This is a genomic window from Kitasatospora cheerisanensis KCTC 2395 (assembly GCF_000696185.1).
Taxonomy (GTDB): Bacteria; Actinomycetota; Actinomycetes; order Streptomycetales; family Streptomycetaceae; genus Kitasatospora; species Kitasatospora cheerisanensis.
On sequence record NZ_KK853997.1, the window covers coordinates 2,607,988 to 2,625,550 of the forward strand.

General features: G+C 73.8%; 17 protein-coding genes and 1 pseudogene. 13 read left to right on the forward strand and 5 right to left on the reverse strand.

From position 1 onward, the window contains the following. Positions 1-49: 49 nt before the first annotated feature. The 6 genes and pseudogenes from KCH_RS11645 (at position 50) to KCH_RS11670 (ending at position 6,288) form a co-directional block, all read left to right on the forward strand. Positions 50-1,336 (forward strand): sensor histidine kinase, encoded by a 1,287-nt coding sequence (locus tag KCH_RS11645; protein ID WP_244305292.1) that lies wholly within the window; start codon positions 50-52, stop codon positions 1,334-1,336. Next, positions 1,333-2,007: a response regulator gene (locus tag KCH_RS11650; protein WP_035862338.1), complete on the forward strand. Its 675-nt coding sequence runs from the start codon at positions 1,333-1,335 to the stop codon at positions 2,005-2,007. Before KCH_RS11645 ends, KCH_RS11650 begins: the two co-directional genes overlap by 4 nt. 221 nt (positions 2,008-2,228) lie before the next feature. Beyond that, positions 2,229-3,325 (forward strand): annotated as a pseudogene (locus KCH_RS11655) (alpha/beta hydrolase). Positions 3,326-3,347: 22 nt separating this feature from the next. Further along, positions 3,348-4,556 carry an acyltransferase family protein gene (locus KCH_RS11660; RefSeq protein WP_035862340.1) on the forward strand — a complete coding sequence of 403 codons (1,209 nt, stop codon included), beginning with the start codon at positions 3,348-3,350 and terminating at the stop codon, positions 4,554-4,556. 62 nt (positions 4,557-4,618) lie between these two features. Beyond that, positions 4,619-4,954: an MmcQ/YjbR family DNA-binding protein gene (locus KCH_RS11665; RefSeq protein WP_035862344.1), complete on the forward strand. Its 336-nt coding sequence runs from the start codon at positions 4,619-4,621 to the stop codon at positions 4,952-4,954. A 143-nt stretch (positions 4,955-5,097) separates the two neighbouring features. Continuing rightward, positions 5,098-6,288 (forward strand): alpha/beta hydrolase, encoded by a 1,191-nt coding sequence (locus KCH_RS11670; protein ID WP_035862350.1) that lies wholly within the window; start codon positions 5,098-5,100, stop codon positions 6,286-6,288. Between the two features lie 7 nt (positions 6,289-6,295). Here KCH_RS11670 and KCH_RS11675 read toward each other — a convergent pair whose 3' ends face one another. Further along, a complete protein-coding gene (locus KCH_RS11675) occupies positions 6,296-7,306 on the reverse strand; it encodes an aldo/keto reductase (RefSeq protein ID WP_035862352.1) in 1,011 nt (336 codons plus the stop codon). After that, complete coding sequence (locus tag KCH_RS11680) at positions 7,303-7,806, reverse strand: MerR family transcriptional regulator (RefSeq protein ID WP_084223500.1); 504 nt, start codon at positions 7,804-7,806, stop codon at positions 7,303-7,305. Before KCH_RS11680 ends, KCH_RS11675 begins: the two co-directional genes overlap by 4 nt. A 111-nt stretch (positions 7,807-7,917) precedes the next feature. On the opposite strand from KCH_RS11680, the gene KCH_RS11685 reads away from it, so the two are divergent. Then, positions 7,918-8,745 carry a serine hydrolase domain-containing protein gene (locus KCH_RS11685; protein WP_035862355.1) on the forward strand — a complete coding sequence of 276 codons (828 nt, stop codon included), beginning with the start codon at positions 7,918-7,920 and terminating at the stop codon, positions 8,743-8,745. 144 nt (positions 8,746-8,889) lie between these two features. On the opposite strand, the gene KCH_RS11690 is transcribed toward KCH_RS11685, so the two are convergent. After that, on the reverse strand, positions 8,890-9,717 hold the full coding sequence (locus tag KCH_RS11690; protein WP_244305296.1) for a pirin family protein: 828 nt from the start codon (positions 9,715-9,717) through the stop codon (positions 8,890-8,892). A gap of 246 nt (positions 9,718-9,963) precedes the next feature. On the opposite strand from KCH_RS11690, the gene KCH_RS11695 reads away from it, so the two are divergent. The 5 genes from KCH_RS11695 (at position 9,964) to fabF (ending at position 14,920) form a co-directional block, all read left to right on the forward strand. Then, positions 9,964-11,160, forward strand: a complete 1,197-nt coding sequence (locus KCH_RS11695) for a PucR family transcriptional regulator (protein WP_051652981.1) — start codon at positions 9,964-9,966, stop codon at positions 11,158-11,160. Positions 11,161-11,250: 90 nt separating this feature from the next. Beyond that, the gene (locus KCH_RS11700; RefSeq protein WP_035862357.1) at positions 11,251-12,189 is read left to right on the forward strand and encodes an ACP S-malonyltransferase; all 939 of its coding nucleotides are present in this window, start codon (positions 11,251-11,253) and stop codon (positions 12,187-12,189) included. Then, entirely contained in the window at positions 12,186-13,214 is a 1,029-nt protein-coding gene (locus tag KCH_RS11705; RefSeq protein ID WP_035862359.1) for a beta-ketoacyl-ACP synthase III, read from the forward strand. Before KCH_RS11700 ends, KCH_RS11705 begins: the two co-directional genes overlap by 4 nt. Positions 13,215-13,297: 83 nt before the next feature. Beyond that, entirely contained in the window at positions 13,298-13,540 is a 243-nt protein-coding gene (locus tag KCH_RS11710; RefSeq protein ID WP_033222346.1) for an acyl carrier protein, read from the forward strand. A 111-nt stretch (positions 13,541-13,651) separates the two neighbouring features. Next, positions 13,652-14,920, forward strand: coding sequence for a beta-ketoacyl-ACP synthase II (fabF, locus tag KCH_RS11715; protein WP_035862361.1), 1,269 nt, complete (start codon positions 13,652-13,654; stop codon positions 14,918-14,920). Positions 14,921-15,094: 174 nt separating this feature from the next. Here fabF and KCH_RS11720 read toward each other — a convergent pair whose 3' ends face one another. Both KCH_RS11720 and KCH_RS11725 read right to left on the reverse strand, forming a co-directional pair. Continuing rightward, the gene (locus KCH_RS11720; protein ID WP_035862363.1) at positions 15,095-15,589 is read right to left on the reverse strand and encodes a DUF3145 domain-containing protein; all 495 of its coding nucleotides are present in this window, start codon (positions 15,587-15,589) and stop codon (positions 15,095-15,097) included. Between the two features lie 303 nt (positions 15,590-15,892). Further along, complete coding sequence (locus tag KCH_RS11725) at positions 15,893-16,912, reverse strand: NADP-dependent oxidoreductase (protein ID WP_035862365.1); 1,020 nt, start codon at positions 16,910-16,912, stop codon at positions 15,893-15,895. 94 nt (positions 16,913-17,006) lie between these two features. Between KCH_RS11725 and KCH_RS11730 the strand changes: the two genes are divergently transcribed. Further along, complete coding sequence (locus KCH_RS11730; protein ID WP_051652982.1) at positions 17,007-17,465, forward strand: MarR family winged helix-turn-helix transcriptional regulator; 459 nt, start codon at positions 17,007-17,009, stop codon at positions 17,463-17,465. Positions 17,466-17,563 lie beyond the last annotated feature (98 nt).

Consider the following 17,563-nt stretch of genomic DNA (forward strand, 5'->3'; position numbering starts at 1 on the left):
CGACCCGGGTATGAGGACACCGGCCGCCGCCCGATCTACCCTCGGCCCGGTGACCACCTGGAACAGCTTCCTCCGCGCCCTCGTCGAACCCGTCCCCGACCACCGGGTGCCGCTGGCCGGCGCCCGCAGACCGTGGGTGCGGGCGCTGCCCTTCGTCGCGGTGCTGGCCATGCTCGGAGCGCTGATCCCCACCGGCGTGGTCGCGCTGACCCAGTTCTACGGGGTGAACGGGGGCCTCGCCGCCGCGCTCGCCGTCGTCCAGGCCGGGGCGCTGCCGCTGGCGCTGGTCCGGCCGCTCACCGCCTGGCAGCTGGTGGCGCCCTCGGTGCTGGTCGGCGCGATCGCCACCCACGGCGCGGCCGACACCCAGCCGTGGCCGTGGCCGGTCACCACACTGCTCTGCTACCTGTTCCTGATGGTGTTCCTGGCGATCCGGGAGCGCGGCCGGACCCTGCTGGCCGTCTGGCTGGTCACCTTCCTCGGCTGCAGCCTGAGCTGGACGGTCTTCACCGAGTACTTCGACGGCAGCTCGGTGGTGGTCACCGCCCTGTCCGGGGTGATCCTGCTGCTCGGCTGGAGCCTGCGCGGCCGCGGCGAGGCGCAGCGGCTGCTCGCCGCCCAGGAGCAGATCTCCGAGACCGAGCGGGCCCGGCGCACCTTGCTGGAGGAACGCACCCGGATCGCCCGGGAGTTGCACGACGTGGTCGCCCACCACATGTCGGTGATCGCCGTCCAGGCCGACAGCGCCCCGTACCGGATCGAGGGCCTGCCCGAGCCCGCCGTCGCCGAGTTCGGGCAGATCGCCACCGCCGCGCGCGGATCGCTCGCCGAGATGCGCCGCCTGCTCGGGGTGCTGCGGGCCGCCGACAGCGAGGCCGACAAGGCCCCGCAGCCGGGCCTGAACGACCTGCCGGGCCTGCTCACCACCGTCGCGCAGGCCGGGGTGCGGGCCGAACTCGACGTCGCCGCCGCCGTCCGGGAGCTCGGCCCGGTGCCGGAGGCGGTCGGCCTGTCCGCGTACCGGATCGTCCAGGAGGCGCTGGCCAACGTGGTCCGGCACGCGCCCGGCGCGAGCGCCCGGGTCCGGGTCGCGGTGGCCGACGGCGCGCTCACCGTGGACGTCGACAACGACCCGGCGCCCGGCAAGGCCCGCGCCGTCGAGACCGGCGGCTCCACCGGGCACGGACTGACCGGAATGCGCGAGCGCGTCCGGCTGCTGGCTGGCACCCTGGACACCGGCCCGACCGCCGACGGCGGCTACCGGGTCGCCGCCGTCCTGCCGATCGACCGCCCCGCGGGGGCGGCTGACGCCGCCTCAGGGGAGAACACCGCATGACCATCCGCGTCCTCATCGTCGACGACCAGGCGATGGTCCGCGCCGGCTTCGCCGCCCTGCTCAACGCGCAGAGCGACATCGACGTGGTCGGCGACGCGCCCGACGGCCGCCAGGCGATCGAGGTCAGCGGGCGCACCCACCCCGACGTGGTGCTGATGGACGTCCGCATGCCCGAGATGGACGGCCTCGAAGCCGCCCGCCGCCTCCTCGACCCGCCGCCCGGCGTGGTCCACCGGCCGCGCGTCCTGATGCTCACCACCTTCGACGTGGACGACTACGTGTACGAGGCCCTGCGGGCCGGCGCGTCCGGCTTCCTGCTCAAGGACGCCCCGCCCGCCGACCTGATCTCCGCCGTCCGCGTGGTCGCCGCCGGCGACGCGCTGCTCGCCCCGTCGGTGACCCGGCGCCTGATCGCCGACTTCGCCAAGAACCGGCCCGCGCCGCGCCGCGACCCGCGCCTGCGGCTCAACGGGCTCACCCCCCGCGAGACCGAGGTCCTCGAACTCATCGCCCGCGGCCTCTCCAACCAGGAGATCGCCGCCCACCTGGTCCTCGCCGAACAGACCGTCAAGACCCACATCGGCCGCATCCTCGCCAAGCTCAACCTGCGCGACCGCGCGCAGGCGGTCGTGCTGGCCTACGAGAGCGGCCTGGTGCAGCCGGGGCAGTAGCAGGAGGGGTCCTCCGCCGAGGTCGCGCCCACCGGCAGGTCACTGCCGGGGCGCGACCTTTCGTGTTGCCCTCCGCCTCGCGCGGTCCTCGCGCCGCCGGGCGTCCTCCCCCTGGGTGTTCTCCCCCCTCGGTATGACCCCCGGCTTGGCTCCGCAGGGTGACGTCCCCTCAGGCACCGTCTTCCTACCTTCCTCCCGTTGGCGAACCGGAGGAGGAATCGATGCTGTCGCGTCTGCGTCGGGGCACGGCCGTTGCGGGGTTGGTGCTGGCGGCGGTGCTGGGGGTGGGGTCGTGGGCGTCGGCCGATGCGCAGACGCCGCTGACGGGGCCGCCGCCCGGGCCGCGGAGTGGGTGGCGGACACCGGGATGGGGATGCGGCTGCCCGATCCGGCGAAGGCGTCGCCGGCCGAAGTGGCCGCGTTCTTCGCGGGGTTGACGCCGGAGGTGCAGCGGCAGCTCGCGCTCCGCCACCCGCAGGTGGTGGGCAACCTGGACGGCGCCCCCGTCCCTCTCCGGTACCTGGCGAACTCCCTCGCCGTCGCCCAGGAGCACCGGCGCGAGCTGGCCCGGGCCGCCGACGCCGCGCTTCCCGGGGGCGACCGCGAGCTCGCGGCCGGGAACGCCGCCCGTTACGCCGAGCTGAGCGGTCGTCAGCTACTCGCGTTCGATCCGCGCGGCCGCGGCCAGCTCGCCGAGGTGTTCGGCGAGCTGGGGCACGACGCCCGGACGGCCGTCCTGGTGCCGGGGTCGGACGTCGATCTGGCCTCCTCCGACCGGCTCGCCGGGATGGCCCGGGCGTTGCGCGCCGCGAGCGGTGAGCGGGTCGCCGTGGTGGCGTGGGTCGGCTACACCACGCCGGTCGGGGTGGGGGTCGACGCGGCCCGGGAGGAACTCGCCCGGGCCGGCGCGCCGCGGCTGGAGCGCCTGGTGGCCGGTCTCGCGCCGGTGACCGGCCCGGTGACGCTGTTCTGCCACAGCTACGGCTCGGTGGTGTGCGGGCAGTCCGCGCCGGATCCGGCGCGGGTCGCCGGGGTGGTGGTGCTGGCCTCGCCCGGGATGGGCCTGGAGCGGGCCGACCAGCTGCGGGTGCCGGTGTGGGCGGTGGCCCGCAATCCGGAGGACTGGATCTCCGACGTGCCGAACGTGTCGCTGTTCGGCTTCGGGCACGGCGCCGACCCGACCTCGCCGGACTTCCGCGCGCAGCTGCTGCCGTCGACCGGTTCGCACGGCCACAGCGACTACTTCGCCCCCGGTTCGGCCTCGCTCGCGGCCTTCGCCGCGCTCGCCGCGACCGGCTCCCCCGCCATCTCTGCCTGACGACCCGTCGAGGAGACGTCCGATGCTGCCTGTTTCCGTTCGCCGCGCCGCGGCGACCGTCGATGCCAAGACCCCCGCCTCCCGGGACCGCGCCCTGGACGGGCTGCGGGCCGTCGCGCTGCTGTCGGTGCCGCTGGGGCACTGGCTGCTCGGCGGGTTCACCCTGTCCGACGGGGTGCTGCACAACGCGAGCCCGCTGGCGGCGCTGCCGTTCATGGCGCCGCTGAGCTGGGTGCTGCAGATGCTGGGGGTGTTCTTCCTGGTGGGCGGCCGGGCGTCGGCGCTGTCGCTGCGCCGGTCGGCCGAGCGCGGGGTGAGCGCCTCGGCGTGGCTGCGCGGCCGGGTGCTGCGGCTGGCGCGGCCGGTGCTGGGGGTGGCCGCGGTGTGGGCGGCGCTGATCCCGGTGCTGCGGGCGCTGGGGGTGCCGGCCGACACGGTGCGCACGGGGGCGGTGCTGATGGTGCAGCCGCTCTGGTACATCGCCATGTACCTGGTGCTGACGGCGCTCACCCCGCTGTGCGTCAGGTTCGGTGCGGCGGCGAAGGGGTGGGCCTCCGCGGGGCTGCTGGCGGCGGTCGCGGCGGTGGACCTGCTGCGGTACGGCCCGTGGGGCGGGTCGATGCCGGGGTGGCTGAGCCTGCTGAACCTGCTGCCGGGCTGGCTGTTCGCCTACCAGCTGGGCGTGGACTGGGCGCACGGCCGGATCTCCCGGGCCGGGGCGTGGCTGACGGCGGCCGGCGGGGCGGTGCTGTTCGCGGTGCTGCTGCTGGTGTTCCACTACCCGGCGAGCATGGTCGGCGTGCCGGGCGCGGCCCGGACCAACTCGCACCCGCCGTCCCTGCTGGTGCTGGCGCTGGCCTCGGTGCAGGGCGGTGCGGCGATGCTGCTGAAGGACCGGCTGGGCCGGGCGCTGCGCCGGCCGCTGCTGTGGCTGCCGGTGGTGGTGGTCAACCTGGGCGCGATGACGATCTTCTGCTGGCACCAGACGGCGATGTTCCTCACCGCGCTGGCCGGTTCGCGGCTGGGAACCGTCCCGGGTCTGACCGCCGTCCCCGACTCGGGGCTGTGGGCGCTGGCCCGGCTGGCCTGGCTGCCGGTGTTCGCGGTGGTGCTGGCGCTGATCGGCCGGTGGGCGCGGCGCTTCGACGCCCCGTGGCCGTCGCGCCTGTGGCGGGCACTGGCGGCGGCGGGCGCGGCGCTGTTCGCGGTGTACGCGCTCGGCGCGGTCTGACGTCAACCGCCTGACGCGTCGTCACCCGCCCGCTGTCGGCGGCGGGTCGTACCCTGGCCGCCATGGCGACCTTCGACGAGCTGACCGCGCTGGCGCTGCGACTTCCGCAGGCGCACCGCGAGACCACCTGGGAGCAGACCACCTTCCGGGTGGGGCGGAAGATCTTTGCGATGGGCCATCCGGAGTCGGGGCAGGTGTCGGTGAAGGCCACCGTGTCCGAGCAGGCCGAACTGATCGCCGCCGCGCCCGAGGTCTACTCGGTGGCCCCGTACACCGGCCGGTTCGGCTGGGTGCGGGTCCAACTGGCCCTGGTGGAGGCCGACGAACTGCGCGAACTGCTCACCGAGGCCTGGCGTTCGATCGCGCCGAAACGCGTCCGGGAGGGGTACGTGGGGTAACGTCCGAGGGAATGTGACGCGGAACACTGTTTGCTCCCTGCCCGGCGGGTCGGCCGCCCTCTAGTCTGGCTGACTAGTAGTTGGCAGTCGTAGCACCGTCGGGCGCGTCCCGCCGCGATGTACCGGCCCGAGGGAGTGGACGCATGCACCGCAGGCGGGTCAAGCGGATCCTGATCGGCGTGTTCGCGGGCTGCGCGGCCCTGGTGGACGCCGGTGCGGCCGTCGCCCAGGCCACCGCGTCCAGCGAGCAGTTGGCCATCACCACCCCGCCGGCCGGCAGCGCCGCCTGGGTCGCCGACGGCTCCTTCGGCCGCGCCCTGCCGGACCCGGCCACCGCCGACCCGGCCGCCGTCGCCGCCTTCTTCGCCTCCCTGACGAACGCCGAGATCGACCGGCTGGTCCTCGAATACCCGCTGGTGGTCGGCAACTTGGACGGCGCCCCGCTGGCCGTCCGGTACCGGGCGAACCGGGAGGCGATCGCCGCCGAGCGCGACCGGGCCCGGCAGCGCGCCGAGGACCGCACCCTGGACCCGACCGCCCGCGCGCTGGCCGCCTCCCGCGCCAACGACTCCGAGGCGCTGCTCGCGAACGGCCGGCAGATCCTCGCCTTCGACCCGCGCGGCCGCGGCCTGGTCAGCGAGGTGTACGGCGACCTCGCGGCCGCCCAGCGGGTCGCCGTGCTGGTGCCCGGCTCGGACGCCGACCTCGGCCACTTCGACCAGGCCGTCGACCCGCTGCGCTCCCCCGCCGGCATGGGCCGCGCGCTGTTCGCCGAGGAGCGCACCCAGTCGCCCGGCACCCGCGCCGCGGTGATCGCCTGGACCGGCTACGTCACCCCGCAGGGCCTCGGCCCGGACGCCGCCACCTCCCGGCTCGCCGAGGCCGCCGCGCCGCGCCTGGAGCGGCTGCTCGCCGGCCTGAAGCAGACCAGCCACCCGGAGGCGCCGCCCGCGCTGCTGTGCCACTCGTACGGCTCGGTGGTGTGCGGCACCGCCGCGCCGACCGTGCACGGGACGGAGCCGACCGACCTGGTCGCGTTCGGCAGCCCCGGGATGGGCGTCGAGTCGGCCGCCGAACTCGGCACCGGCGTCCAGGTGTGGGCGGCCCGCAACCCCGCCGACTGGATCGGCAACGTCCCCTACCTGGAGGTCGGCGGGCTCGGCCACGGCGCCGACCCGACCACTCAGGCGTTCGGCGCCATGACCGTCTCCTCCGCGGGCGCCAGCGGCCACAACGGCTACCTGGCCCCGGGCACCGCCAGCCGGCACAACTTCGCCGCGATCGCCCTCGGCCACTACGGCGACGTCAGCCACCCGGCGAACACCGGCAACTGACGGCCCGTCACACCTCGCGGGCGTCCGAGGTGTTGCTCATGTCCGCGTAGCGGTCGCCGCGCACCCGGCCGGCGATCGGCTCCAGCTCGGCCAGCTCCGCCGCCGACAGCTTCAGCGCGGTGGCCGCCGCGTTCTCCTCCAGCCGGGTCCGCTTGCGGGTGCCCGGGATGGGCACCACCGTCAGGCCGTGCACCTCGGCCCGCTGCTGCACCCAGGCCAGCGCGACCTGGGCGGCCGTCACGCCGCGCTCGGCGGCGATCTTCCGGATCGGCTCGACCAGCTCCGCGTTGCCCTGCGCGTTCTCGCCGGTGAACTGCGGCAGGTAGCGGCGGAAGTCGTCCGCGCCGAGCGTGCCGGCGTCGGCGAACGCCCCGGTCAGGAAGCCCCGGCCGAGCGGCGAGTACGGCACCAGCGCCACGCCCAGCTCGGCCGCCGCGGGCACCGCGCTGCGCTCCACGCCCCGGGCGAACAGCGACCACTCGGACTGCAGCGCCGCGATCGGGTGCACCGCGTACGCCTCCCGCAGCTCCGGGCCGGTGACCTCGGACAGGCCCAGGTGCTTCACCTTGCCCGCCGCGACCAGCTCCGCCATCGCCCCGACCGACTCGGCCAGCGGCACCTCGGGGTTGCGGCGGTGCATGTAGTACAGGTCGATCTCGTCCACGCCGAGCCGGCGCAGCGAGGCGTCCACCGCCTGCCGGATGTACGCCGGGTCGTTGTTGACGCCCCGGTAGGCCGGGTCGTCGGCGCGCCGCTCGATCGCGAACTTGGTGGCCAGCACCACCTGCTCGCGGTGCGCCCGGACGAACGGGCCGATCAGCTCCTCGTTGGCGCCCGAGCCGTAGATGTCGGCGGTGTCGAACAGGGTCACCCCGAGCTCCAGCGCCCGGCCCAGGGTGGCCAGCGCCTCCTCGGTGTCGGTCGGGCCGTAGAACTCGCTCATGCCCATGCAGCCCAGGCCCTGCACGCCCACGACGGGGCCGTTGCTGCCGAGCCGGGTGGTCTCGATGCCGCTCATGCGCTCTTCCTGTCCTCGATCGGGTGGTACGCAGTCGTCTCGCTCATCTCGTCGTCGCCCGGGACGGGCACGGCCGGGTCGCCGTAGAGGTCGATCTTCCGATCGATCACGGCGAGCGTGGCGTGCAGGTCGGCGAGCCGCTGCCGGACCTCCGCCCGGTGGTCCACCAGCAGTTGCCGGCGCGCGGCCCGGGTGCCGTCCCCGGCCCGCACCATCTCGATGTACCGGACCATGTCCGCCACCGGCATCCCGGTCAGCCGGAGCTTCGTCAGGAACGCCAGCCGGGCCAGGTCCGCATCGCTGTACCGGCGCTGGCCCGCGTACGAGCGGTCCACCGGGTCCAGCAGGCCGATCCGCTCGTACCAGCGCAGCGTGTGCGCCGACAGTCCGCTGGTCGCGGACACCTCGCTGATCGCGTGCCGGGGCGTCCGGTCGGGCACCGCGCTCGGCGCACCGAACGCCCGCTCGCACCCGGACAGTTGCGAATCCCGCTGTGCCATCTGGACTGACCCCCGGTCTCGGCGACGACGGCTCCGACGCTACTCAGTTGGAGCGCACTCCAAGCAAGCCTGGCACACCGCGGCGGACCGCCCTTCGTTAGAGTTCGGCCCATGCAGAGCTTGCGGATGATCGAGGACTGGCCGGTACCGAACGCCGCTGCGGCGGTGGTCCGCGGAAGCGACGGCGCCCTGCTCGGCGCGCACGGACCGCAGGACCACCTGTTCCCGCTGGCCTCGGTCACCAAGCTGCTCAGCGCGTACGCCGCGCTGATCGCCGTCGAGGAAGGCGTCTTCGAACTCGACGACCCGGCGGGCCCCGACGGCTCCACCGTCCGCCACCTGCTCGCCCACACCTCCGGCCTCGCCTTCGACGAGCACCGCGTGATGGCCGCGCCCGGCAACCGCCGCCTCTACTCCAACGCCGGGTTCGACGTCCTCGCCGCCACCCTCGAACACGCCTCCGGCATCCCGTTCGCGCAGTACGCCGCCGAGGCCGTCTTCCAGCCGCTCGGCATGCACGCCACGCTGATCAACACCGCCCACCGCGCGCCCGCCGGCGCGGGCGGCCTCTCCACCGCCGCCGACCTCGCCCGGTTCGCCGCGGAGCTCCAGTCCCCCAAGCTGCTCGACCCGGCCACCCTGCGCGCCGCGACCCGCGAGGTCGCCTTCCCCGGCACCAGCGGCGTCCTCCCCGGCTTCGGCCACCGCCGGCCCAACGACTGGGGCCTCGGCTTCGAGATCCGCGACCACAAGACGCCGCACTGGACCGGCACCGCCAACTCCCCCGGGACCTTCGGCCACTTCGGCCAGTCCGGCACCTTCCTCTGGGTCGACCCCGCCGCCGACCTCGCCTGCCTCGCCCTCACCGACCGCGACTTCGGCCCGTGGGCGGCGGAGGTCTGGCCGCAGCTCAGCGACGCGGTCCTCTCCGAGAGCTGAAGTGCGCGAGGACGGGGGCGCGGGGAACTGCGCGAAGCGGAGGACCCCCACCGCAAGATCGCGACGCGGGCAATGACCTGCCATTGACCGCGATCCTGCGGACAGGTGTGCGCTCGTCGCGCAGTTCCCCGCGCCCCTGCTTTCTCACCCGTACTGCACCGGGGTGTGCATCTCCCAGAGCAGCAGTTCGACGCCGTCCTCCCCCGCCGTCGGGTCCGCGAAGGCGTCGCCGGTGATCCGGACCGCGTCGCCGGCCGACGCCCCGCGGCCGCCGCCCTGGGGGCCGGGGACGGTGCGGTAGCCGACGGAGCCGGCCACCACGTGGGCGTAGCGGTAGGCGGCGGCGGGGAGTTCGGGCAGCGGGGTCCACGCCGGGGCCCGGACCAGCCACAGCGCCGCGTCGCGGCGGCGCAGGCGCAGCGCGTTCTCGTCCGACGGCCGCCCGGAGGCGAGCAGGGTCAGCCCGTCCGCGGCCGGGACGGAGCGCAGCCCGAAGCCCGGGGCGCCCCCGAACTCGTCGGGCTGGAGCCACATCTGAAGGAAGGTCACGGGCTCGGTCGCCCCGCCGAGGTTGCGTTCGGTGTGGGTCATGCCCGCGCCGGCGGACTGCACCTGGACCATGCCGGGCCGGACCACGCTCGCGTGTCCCGCGTCGTCGCGGTGGGCGAGGGCGCCGCCGACCACCCAGGTGACGATCTCGGTGTCGGCGTGCCGGTGCGCGTCGTACCCGGCGCCGGGGGCGAGGGTCTCCTCGTTGCAGGCGAGCAGCGCGCCGAAGGAGGTGTTCTTCGGGTCGTAGTGGCCGGCGAAGGAGAACGCGTGCCGGGTGGTGATGCCTTCGGCGGGTTCCGACAGGCAGCGCTCGGCGCTGCGGCGCAGGTCGGCCCGGCCGCGCTCCTTCCGTCCGGCCCCGAACGCGGGTTCGGCGGTTTCGAATGGGTGCCCGTCCTGGGGCGAGGAATCCACGCTCACGGGCACCACGGTAGTCGGTGTGACGGGTGCCACCGGACACTTCGGGGCGGGGTGTGCACGAGCACCCGTCCGCGTGAGGCAGGCTAGTGCCGTGCCCTCCGCTTCAGCGAAACCCGACAAAGCATCCGACCGGACGTCCGGCGAGCCCCCGCCCCGGAGCGGTCCGCCGACCGGGGCCCGGAGAAGAAGCCGGCCAGACGTCCGGCCGCGCCGGCGCGTGCCGCCGGGGTGCCGGGGCGCGGCCGGATGACCACCGAGGAGCGCCGACTCGCCTCGGAGCGCGCCGAGTTGCGGGCCGCGACGCTGAAGCGGCTGGAGAAGTCGGCGGGCAAGCTGGCGTCCGCGGCGATCGCCCGGATGGACGATCAGCTGGCCTGGTACCGGCGGATGCCGCCGGAGCACCGCTCGTGGATCGGCCTGGTCGCGCAGGCGGGCATCGCGGCGTTCACCGAGTGGTACCGGCACCCGGAGGCGCCGCAGGCGATCTCCACCGACGTGTTCGGCACCGCCCCGCGGGAGTTGACCCGGGCGATCACGCTGCGGCAGACGGTGGAGCTGATCCGCACCACGATCGAGGTGATGGAGGAGGCCATCGAGGAGGTGGCCGCGCCCGGCGACGAGGCGGGCATGCGCGAGTCGGTGCTGGTCTACGCCCGGGAGATCGCGTTCGCCACGGCCCAGGTGTACGCGCAGGCCGCGGAGGCGCGCGGCGCGTGGGACGCCCGGCTGGAGGCGCTGGTCGTCAACTCGCTGCTCTCCGGGGACGCCGACGAGGGCGTGCTGTCCCGGGCGGCGGCGCTCGGCTGGGGCCAGCCGAGCCAGGTGCGGGTGGTGATGGGCAGCGCCCCGGACGGCGACAGCGAGCTGGTGGTGGAGGCCATCCGGCGGGCCGCCCGGTACGCCAAGCTGCACGTGCTGACGGGGGTGCTGGGCCGCCGCCTGGTGGTGGTGGTCGGCGGCGACAAGGAGCCGGTGCACGCCGCCCGGGCGCTGATCGGTCAGTTCGCGCCGGGTCCGGTGGTGGTCGGTCCGACGGTCGGCGACCTGCTGTCGGCGACGCGCTCGGCGCACGCCGCGGCGCAGGGGCTGAAGGCGTGCGCGGCGTGGCCGGACGCGCCGCGCCCGGTGCTCGCCGACGACCTGCTGCCCGAACGCGCCCTGGCGGGCGACGAGGTGGCGCGCCGTCAGCTGGTGGAGGAGATCTACACACCCTTGGAGGAGGCCGGTTCGGCACTCCTGGAGACGCTGAGTGTCTATCTGGAACAGGCGTCGTCCCTTGAGGGCGCCGCGCGGATGCTCTTCGTCCACCCGAACACCGTGCGCTACCGGCTGCGTCGTGTGACTGATGTCACCGGCTATGCTCCGTCGGACGTGCGTTCGGCGTTCACCCTGCGCATCGCCCTTGCCCTGGGGCGTCTCGGCTCCGGGCCTGATCAGGGCTGACCGAACTGTAGGGAATCCACAATCCGGCGTGCTTTTCTTCGTCATCGTCGCCTACCCGCCCCACGGCGTCCGGCGAGAGAGGGTTGAACCGTGCTCGTTATCGTCGCCCCTGGACAGGGTGCCCAGACTCCCGGCTTCCTCAACCCCTGGCTCGAACTGGACGGCGCCGCCGACCGGCTGCGCCAGTGGTCGGCGGTGGCCGGCCTCGACCTGGTTCACGCCGGGACCGAGGCCTCCGAGGAGGAGATCAAGGACACCGCCGTCGCGCAGCCGCTGCTGGTGGCCGCCGGCCTGCTGACCGCGCACGCGCTGCTGCCGCAGGGCGTGCCCGGCTCGGTCGGCGCGGTGGCCGGCCACAGCGTGGGCGAGATCACCGCCGCGGCGCTGGCCGGGGTGCTCTCCGAGCAGGACGCGCTGACCTTCGTCCGCGAGCGCAGCCTCGGCATGGCGGAGGCCGCCGCGGCCACCGCGACCGGCATGGCGGCGCTGCTCGGCGGCGACCCGGAGGCGGTCGCCGAGAAGCTCGCCGCGCACGGCGTGACCGCGGCGAACAACAACGGCGGCGGCCAGATCGTCGCGGCCGGCACGCTGGAGCAGCTGGCCGCGCTGAAGGCGGACCCGCCGGCCGGCGCGCGGCTGATCCCGCTGAAGGTCGCCGGCGCCTTCCACACCGCGCACATGGCACCGGGCGTGGAGCGGCTGGAGAAGCTGGCGCCGACGCTGACCGCGGCCGACCCGGCGGTGGCGTACGTGTCCAACAAGGACGGCGAGGTGGTCGGCAACGGCGCCGAGGTGCTGGCCCGTCTGGTCTCGCAGGTGTCCAACCCGGTCCGCTGGGACCTGTGCATGGAGACCCTGCAGCAGCTGGGCGCGACCGCCGTGATCGAGCTGTCCCCCGCCGGAACCCTCACCAACCTGGTCAAGCGGAACGTCAAGGGCGTCGCCACGCTGGCCCTGAAGTCCCCCGCCGATCTCGACCGGGCCCGCGAGCTCGTGGCCGAGCACGGCAGCCAGGAGAAGTCCGCATGAGCGTCACCATCAGGCCGGCCACCGGCGCCCAGTTCTCGCGCATCCACGGGGTCGGCGGCTACCGTCCGACCCGGGTGATCCCGAACTCCGAGGTGCTGAACTGGATCGACTCCTCGGACGAGTGGATCCGCACCCGGTCGGGCATCGCCGAGCGCCGCTGGGCGGGCCCGGAGGAGAGCGTCGCCGAGATGTCGGTGCAGGCGGCCGGCAAGGCGATCGCGATGTCCGGGATCGCTCCGGAGCAGATCGGCGGGGTGATCGTCGCCACCGTCTCGCACCTGAAGCAGACCCCGGCGATCGCCACCGAGATCGCCCAGCGGCTCGGCTGCGGCACCGCCCCGGCGTTCGACATCTCCGCCGCCTGCGCGGGCTTCGGCTACGGCCTGAGCCTGGCCGACGGCATGGTGCGCGGCGGCAGCGCCGAGTACGTGCTGGTGATCGGCGTGGAGCGGCTCTCCGACCTGACCGACAAGTCGGACCGCTCGACCGCGTTCATCTTCGGCGACGGCGCGGGCGCGGCGATCGTCGGCCCGTCGGACACCCCCGGCATCGGCAAGGTGATCTGGGGTTCGGACGGCTCGCAGTCCGAGGTGATCTCGCAGACCCAGGCCTGGGACACCGCCTTCGCCAAGCCGGACGCCGTCAACGGCGCCGGTGAGGAGACCAAGTGGCCGGCGCTGCGGATGGAGGGCCAGACGGTCTTCCGCTGGGCCGTGTACGACATGGCGAAGGTCGCCCAGCAGGCGCTGGACGCGGCCGGGATCACCGCCGACCAGCTCGGCGCGTTCATCCCGCACCAGGCCAACATGCGCATCATCGACTCCATGATCAAGGCGCTGAAGCTGCCCGCCGAGGTTCCGGTGGCCCGCGACATCGTCGAGACCGGCAACACCTCGGCCGCGTCCATTCCGCTCGCCATGGAGCGGATGCTGGAGCGCGGCCAGGCGAAGAGCGGCGACCTGGCGCTGATCATCGGCTTCGGGGCCGGTCTGGTCTACGCCGCGGCAGTCGTTACGCTCCCCTAGGCGTTTTTTCTCCGCACCACCCAATGAAACCCGCGGCGGTCCACCGGGCCGCACGCTCTCAACACCGAAGAGGAGCAGCCGATATGGCTACCCGCGAAGAGGTTCTCGAAGGTCTCGCCGAGATCGTGAACGAGATCGCCGGCATTCCGGTCGAGGACGTCGCGCTCGACAAGTCCTTCACCGACGACCTGGACGTCGACTCGCTCTCCATGGTCGAGGTCGTCGTCGCCGCCGAGGAGCGCTTCGGCGCGAAGATCCCGGACGACGAGGTCAAGAACCTGAAGACCGTCGGCGACGCCGTGGACTTCATCGTCGCCAACGTCTGACCTGGCGTCAGGCTGCCGGTCGGGGCGCGCCCGTCGCGCCCCGACCGTCCCCCTTTCCCCCGGCTCGTCCGGCCCTCCGCCCAAAGCTCAACGTGAGAGAAGAAGCAACCAGTGACTGCTGAAAACCGCACCGTGGTCGTCACGGGTATCGGCGCCTTCACGCCGCTGGGCGGCGACGCCGCCACATTCTGGGAGGGCCTGCTCGCCGGCCGGTCCGGAGTGCGCGCGCTCACCGAGGAGTGGGCCGCCGACCTGCCGGTCCGGATCGCCGCCCGGGTCGCCGTCGAGCCGTCCGAGATCCTGCCCCGCCCGGTGGCCCGCAAGCTGGACCGCTCGGCCCAGTTCGCGCTGATCGCCGCCCGCGAGGCCTGGAAGGACGCGGGCTTCGAGGCCCCGGCCACCGACGAGTCCAACGAGCTGGCCCCCGAGCGCCTGGGCGCGGTCATCGCCTCCGGCATCGGCGGCGTGACCACCCTGCTCGACCAGTACGACGTGCTCAAGCAGCAGGGCGTCCGCAAGGTCTCCCCGCACACCGTCCCGATGCTGATGCCCAACTCCCCGGCCGCGAACGTCGGCCTGGAGGTCGGCGCCCGCGCGGGCGTGCACACCCCCGTCTCCGCCTGCGCCTCCGGCGCCGAGGCGATCGGCTACGCGATCGAGATGATCCGCAACGGCCGCGCCGACGTCGTGGTGGCCGGCGGCACCGAGGCGGCGGTCCACCCGCTGCCGATCGCCGCGTTCTCCAACATGATGGCGATGTCCAAGAACAACGACGACCCCGAGCACGCCTCGCGGCCGTACGACAAGGGCCGTGACGGCTTCGTCCTCGGCGAGGGCGCCGGCGTCGTGGTCCTGGAGTCCGCGGAGCACGCCGCCGCCCGCGGCGCCCGCGTCTACTGCGAGGCGATCGGCCAGGGCCTGTCCTCGGACGCCCACCACATCGCCCAGCCGGAGCCGACCGGCGCCGGCGTGGCCCGCGCCATCGCCGACCTGTTCGACCGCAACGAGCTCGACAAGTCCGAGGTGGTGCACGTCAACGCGCACGCCACCTCCACCCCGCAGGGCGACACCGCGGAGATCAAGGCGCTGCGCCGCGAGCTCGGCGAGCACCTGGAGCACGTGGCGATCTCCGCCACCAAGTCGATGACCGGCCACCTGCTCGGCGGCGCCGGCGGCATCGAGACCGTCGCCACCGTGCTGGCCCTGCACCACCGGATCGCCCCGCCGACCGTCAACGTGGTCGACCTGGACGACGACATCGACGCCGACATCGTCCGCGACGAGGCCCGCAAGCTGCCGGTCGACGGCCGGATCGCCGCGCTCAACAACTCCTTCGGCTTCGGCGGCCACAACGTGGTCCTGGCCTTCCGCAGCGTCTGAGACCCGCGCACGCACAACTGCGCGCCGGCCCGGCACTCTGATCGAGTGTCGGGCCGGTCCCGTGTGCGGCCTGTCGCCGTTCGGGCCGGTCCCGCGTTCGACCTGGCCCAGTGGGCGGGCCGACCCCCTGTGCGGGCCGACCCCCTGTGCGGGCCGGCCCCCTGTGCGGGCCGGTCACACCACCTGGTGGAGCCAGCGCACCGGTGCGCCCTCCCCGGCGTACCGGAACGGCTCCAGCTCGTCGTCCCACGGCTTGCCGAGCAGCCGGCCGATCTCGGTCTCCAGGTCGCTGCCCTCGCTGCGGGCGCGCAGCAGCACGGCGCGCAGCCGGTCCTCGGGGATCAGGATGTCGCCGTGGATGCCGGTGACGGCGTGGAAGATGCCGAGGCCGGGCGTGGAGGAGTACCGCTCGCCCTCGGCCGTGGCGCAGGGCTCGCTGGTCACCTCGTAGCGCATCAACTGCCAGCCGCGCAGCGCGGAGGCGAGCTTGGAGGCGGTGCCGGGCTCTCCCTGCCAGGAGAGTTCGGACCGCCAGTGGCCGGGCGCGGCGGGCTGCCGGATCCAGTCGAGGTTGACCCGCACGCCGAGGACGCCCGCCACCGCCCACTCGACGTGCGGGCACAGCGCGCGTGGCGCGGAGTGGATGTAGAGCACACCACGTGTCGTCACCGGGACCTCCTGGCTGTGGACGAGGGTCGCCTTCCCCAGCTGCCTCGCGCCGTCGCCGGTAGGTACTGACCAGTGGCTACCCCGTGACGCTCAACTTATTCGACATTAGGTCATCAAATCGAGCAAAACGGACAAGCTTTCACTCCATGCTAGTCGGTTCCCCCGGGAGGTCTACCCTCACAGCGCCCACCTCCCCCGAACGGACCTAAACGCGCGCCCCCTCCGGATCGCGCTTCCGGCGGGGGCGGGTTGACGGATCGGCAGCCGACGCAGCGTCAGTTCGGTGCGCCGGACCGCCCGTTCTCAGACCTGGACGACCATCTTCCCGGTGTTGGCGCCGCGCAGCAGTCCGATGAACGCCTCCGCGGCGTTCTCGACGCCTTCGACCACGGTCTCGTCGTAGCGCAGCGAGCCGTCCCGCAGCCAGCCGCCGACCTCCTCCAGGAACCGTCCGCGCAGCGCGCCGTGGTCGCCGACCAGCATGCCCTGCAGGCGCAGCCGCTTGCCGATGGCCAGCGCCAGGTTGCGCGGCGCGGCCGGGGCGGAGGTGTCGTTGTACTGGGCGATCGCCCCGCACATGGCGACCCGGCCGTGCACGTGCAGGGCGCCGATCGCGGCCTCCAGGTGCTCGCCGCCGACGTTGTCGAAGTAGACGTCGATGCCGTCGGGGGCGACCTCCGCGAGCAGGTCGGCGACCGGGCCGTCCTTGTAGTTGAAGGCGGCGTCGAAGCCGTAGTCGTCGACCAGGGTGGCGACCTTCTCGGCGGAGCCGGCCGAGCCGACCACCCGCTTCGCGCCCTTCAGCCGGGCGATCTGGCCGACCAGCGAGCCGACGGCTCCGGCCGCGCCGGAGACGAACACGCTGTCGCCCTCCTGGAACGAGGCGACCTCCAGCAGTCCGGCGTACGCGGTCAGGCCGGGCATGCCGAGCACGCCCAGGTAGGCCGAGAGCGGGGCGAGTTCGGGGTCGACCTTGACGGCGTGCGCCGCGTCCAGGGTGGCGTACTCGCGCCAGCCGAGACCGTGCAGCACCGCGTCTCCGACCTCGAAGCCCTCGGCGCGGGAGGCGACCACGTGGCCGACCGCGCCGCCGTCCATCGGTGCCCCGAGCGCGTACGGCGGGACGTAGGACTTCACGTCGTTCATCCGCCCGCGCATGTACGGGTCGACGGACAGGTACGCGTTGCGCACGGTGATCTCACCCGGGCCGGGCTGCCGGACGGGGGCCTCGACCAGGGCGAAGTCGGCGGGAACGGGCCAGCCCTGCGGGCGGGCGGCCAGGTGCCATTCGCGGCCGGTCGCGGGAAGGTCCTGCTCTGCCATCACACTCTCCTTCTCAGCCTGAAACATTCAGTAGCTCAAGTAATCCTGTGGATGAAAGGTTCATGTTGTCAACTGTTCAGGTAGACTCGACGGTATGGAGCAGGTCACGGAGCAGGCACCCGTCCCCACCGCCGACCCGATCACCGTGGAGGTCGTCGACCTCATGGCGCGTCTGGTCGCCCTCTTCCACCGCGAGTACGAGGAGGCCGCCGCCGCCCGCTCGCTGACCGGTGCGCAGGCCAAGGTGCTGGCGCTGCTGCGGCGCGGCCCGATGCCGATGCGGCACATCGCGCAGACCCTCTCCTGCGAGCCGTCCAACATCACCGGCATCGTCGACCGGCTGGAGAACCGCGGGTTCGTCACCCGCGAGTCCGACCCGCAGGACCGCCGGGTGAAGCTGGTGGTCGCCACCGACTCGGGGCTGTCCGCCTCCTCGGAGCTCCGCGAGTCGCTGAACTTCGCCCGCGAACCGCTGGCCGCGCTGGACGCCCCCGAGCGGGCCCAACTCCGGGACCTGCTACGGCGGATGCTCGATTCATCCGCCCCCGACTGATCCTCCGTCGGGCCGCCGGCCGGGCCCTCGGACCGGACCCCGGTTCGAGGGCCGGAAAATCTCTCGGAAATGATGGTTCGCCTGTAACCATTCCGGCC

Excerpts from the sequence above, each read along its gene's own strand:
- KCH_RS11670 (WP_035862350.1), top strand. The coding sequence starts at position 5,098 with ATGCACCGCAGGCGGGTCAAGCGGATCCTGATCGGCGTGTTCGCGGGC.
- KCH_RS11680 (WP_084223500.1), bottom strand. The coding sequence starts at position 7,806 with ATGGCACAGCGGGATTCGCAACTGTCCGGGTGCGAGCGGGCGTTCGGT.
- KCH_RS11650 (WP_035862338.1), top strand. The coding sequence starts at position 1,333 with ATGACCATCCGCGTCCTCATCGTCGACGACCAGGCGATGGTCCGCGCC.
- KCH_RS11705 (WP_035862359.1), top strand. The coding sequence starts at position 12,186 with ATGAGCGTCACCATCAGGCCGGCCACCGGCGCCCAGTTCTCGCGCATC.
- KCH_RS11710 (WP_033222346.1), top strand. The coding sequence starts at position 13,298 with ATGGCTACCCGCGAAGAGGTTCTCGAAGGTCTCGCCGAGATCGTGAAC.
- KCH_RS11725 (WP_035862365.1), bottom strand. The coding sequence starts at position 16,912 with ATGGCAGAGCAGGACCTTCCCGCGACCGGCCGCGAATGGCACCTGGCC.
- KCH_RS11665 (WP_035862344.1), top strand. The coding sequence starts at position 4,619 with ATGGCGACCTTCGACGAGCTGACCGCGCTGGCGCTGCGACTTCCGCAG.
- KCH_RS11660 (WP_035862340.1), top strand. The coding sequence starts at position 3,348 with ATGCTGCCTGTTTCCGTTCGCCGCGCCGCGGCGACCGTCGATGCCAAG.
- KCH_RS11730 (WP_051652982.1), top strand. The coding sequence starts at position 17,007 with ATGGAGCAGGTCACGGAGCAGGCACCCGTCCCCACCGCCGACCCGATC.
- KCH_RS11695 (WP_051652981.1), top strand. The coding sequence starts at position 9,964 with ATGACCACCGAGGAGCGCCGACTCGCCTCGGAGCGCGCCGAGTTGCGG.
- KCH_RS11675 (WP_035862352.1), bottom strand. The coding sequence starts at position 7,306 with ATGAGCGGCATCGAGACCACCCGGCTCGGCAGCAACGGCCCCGTCGTG.
- KCH_RS11685 (WP_035862355.1), top strand. The coding sequence starts at position 7,918 with ATGCAGAGCTTGCGGATGATCGAGGACTGGCCGGTACCGAACGCCGCT.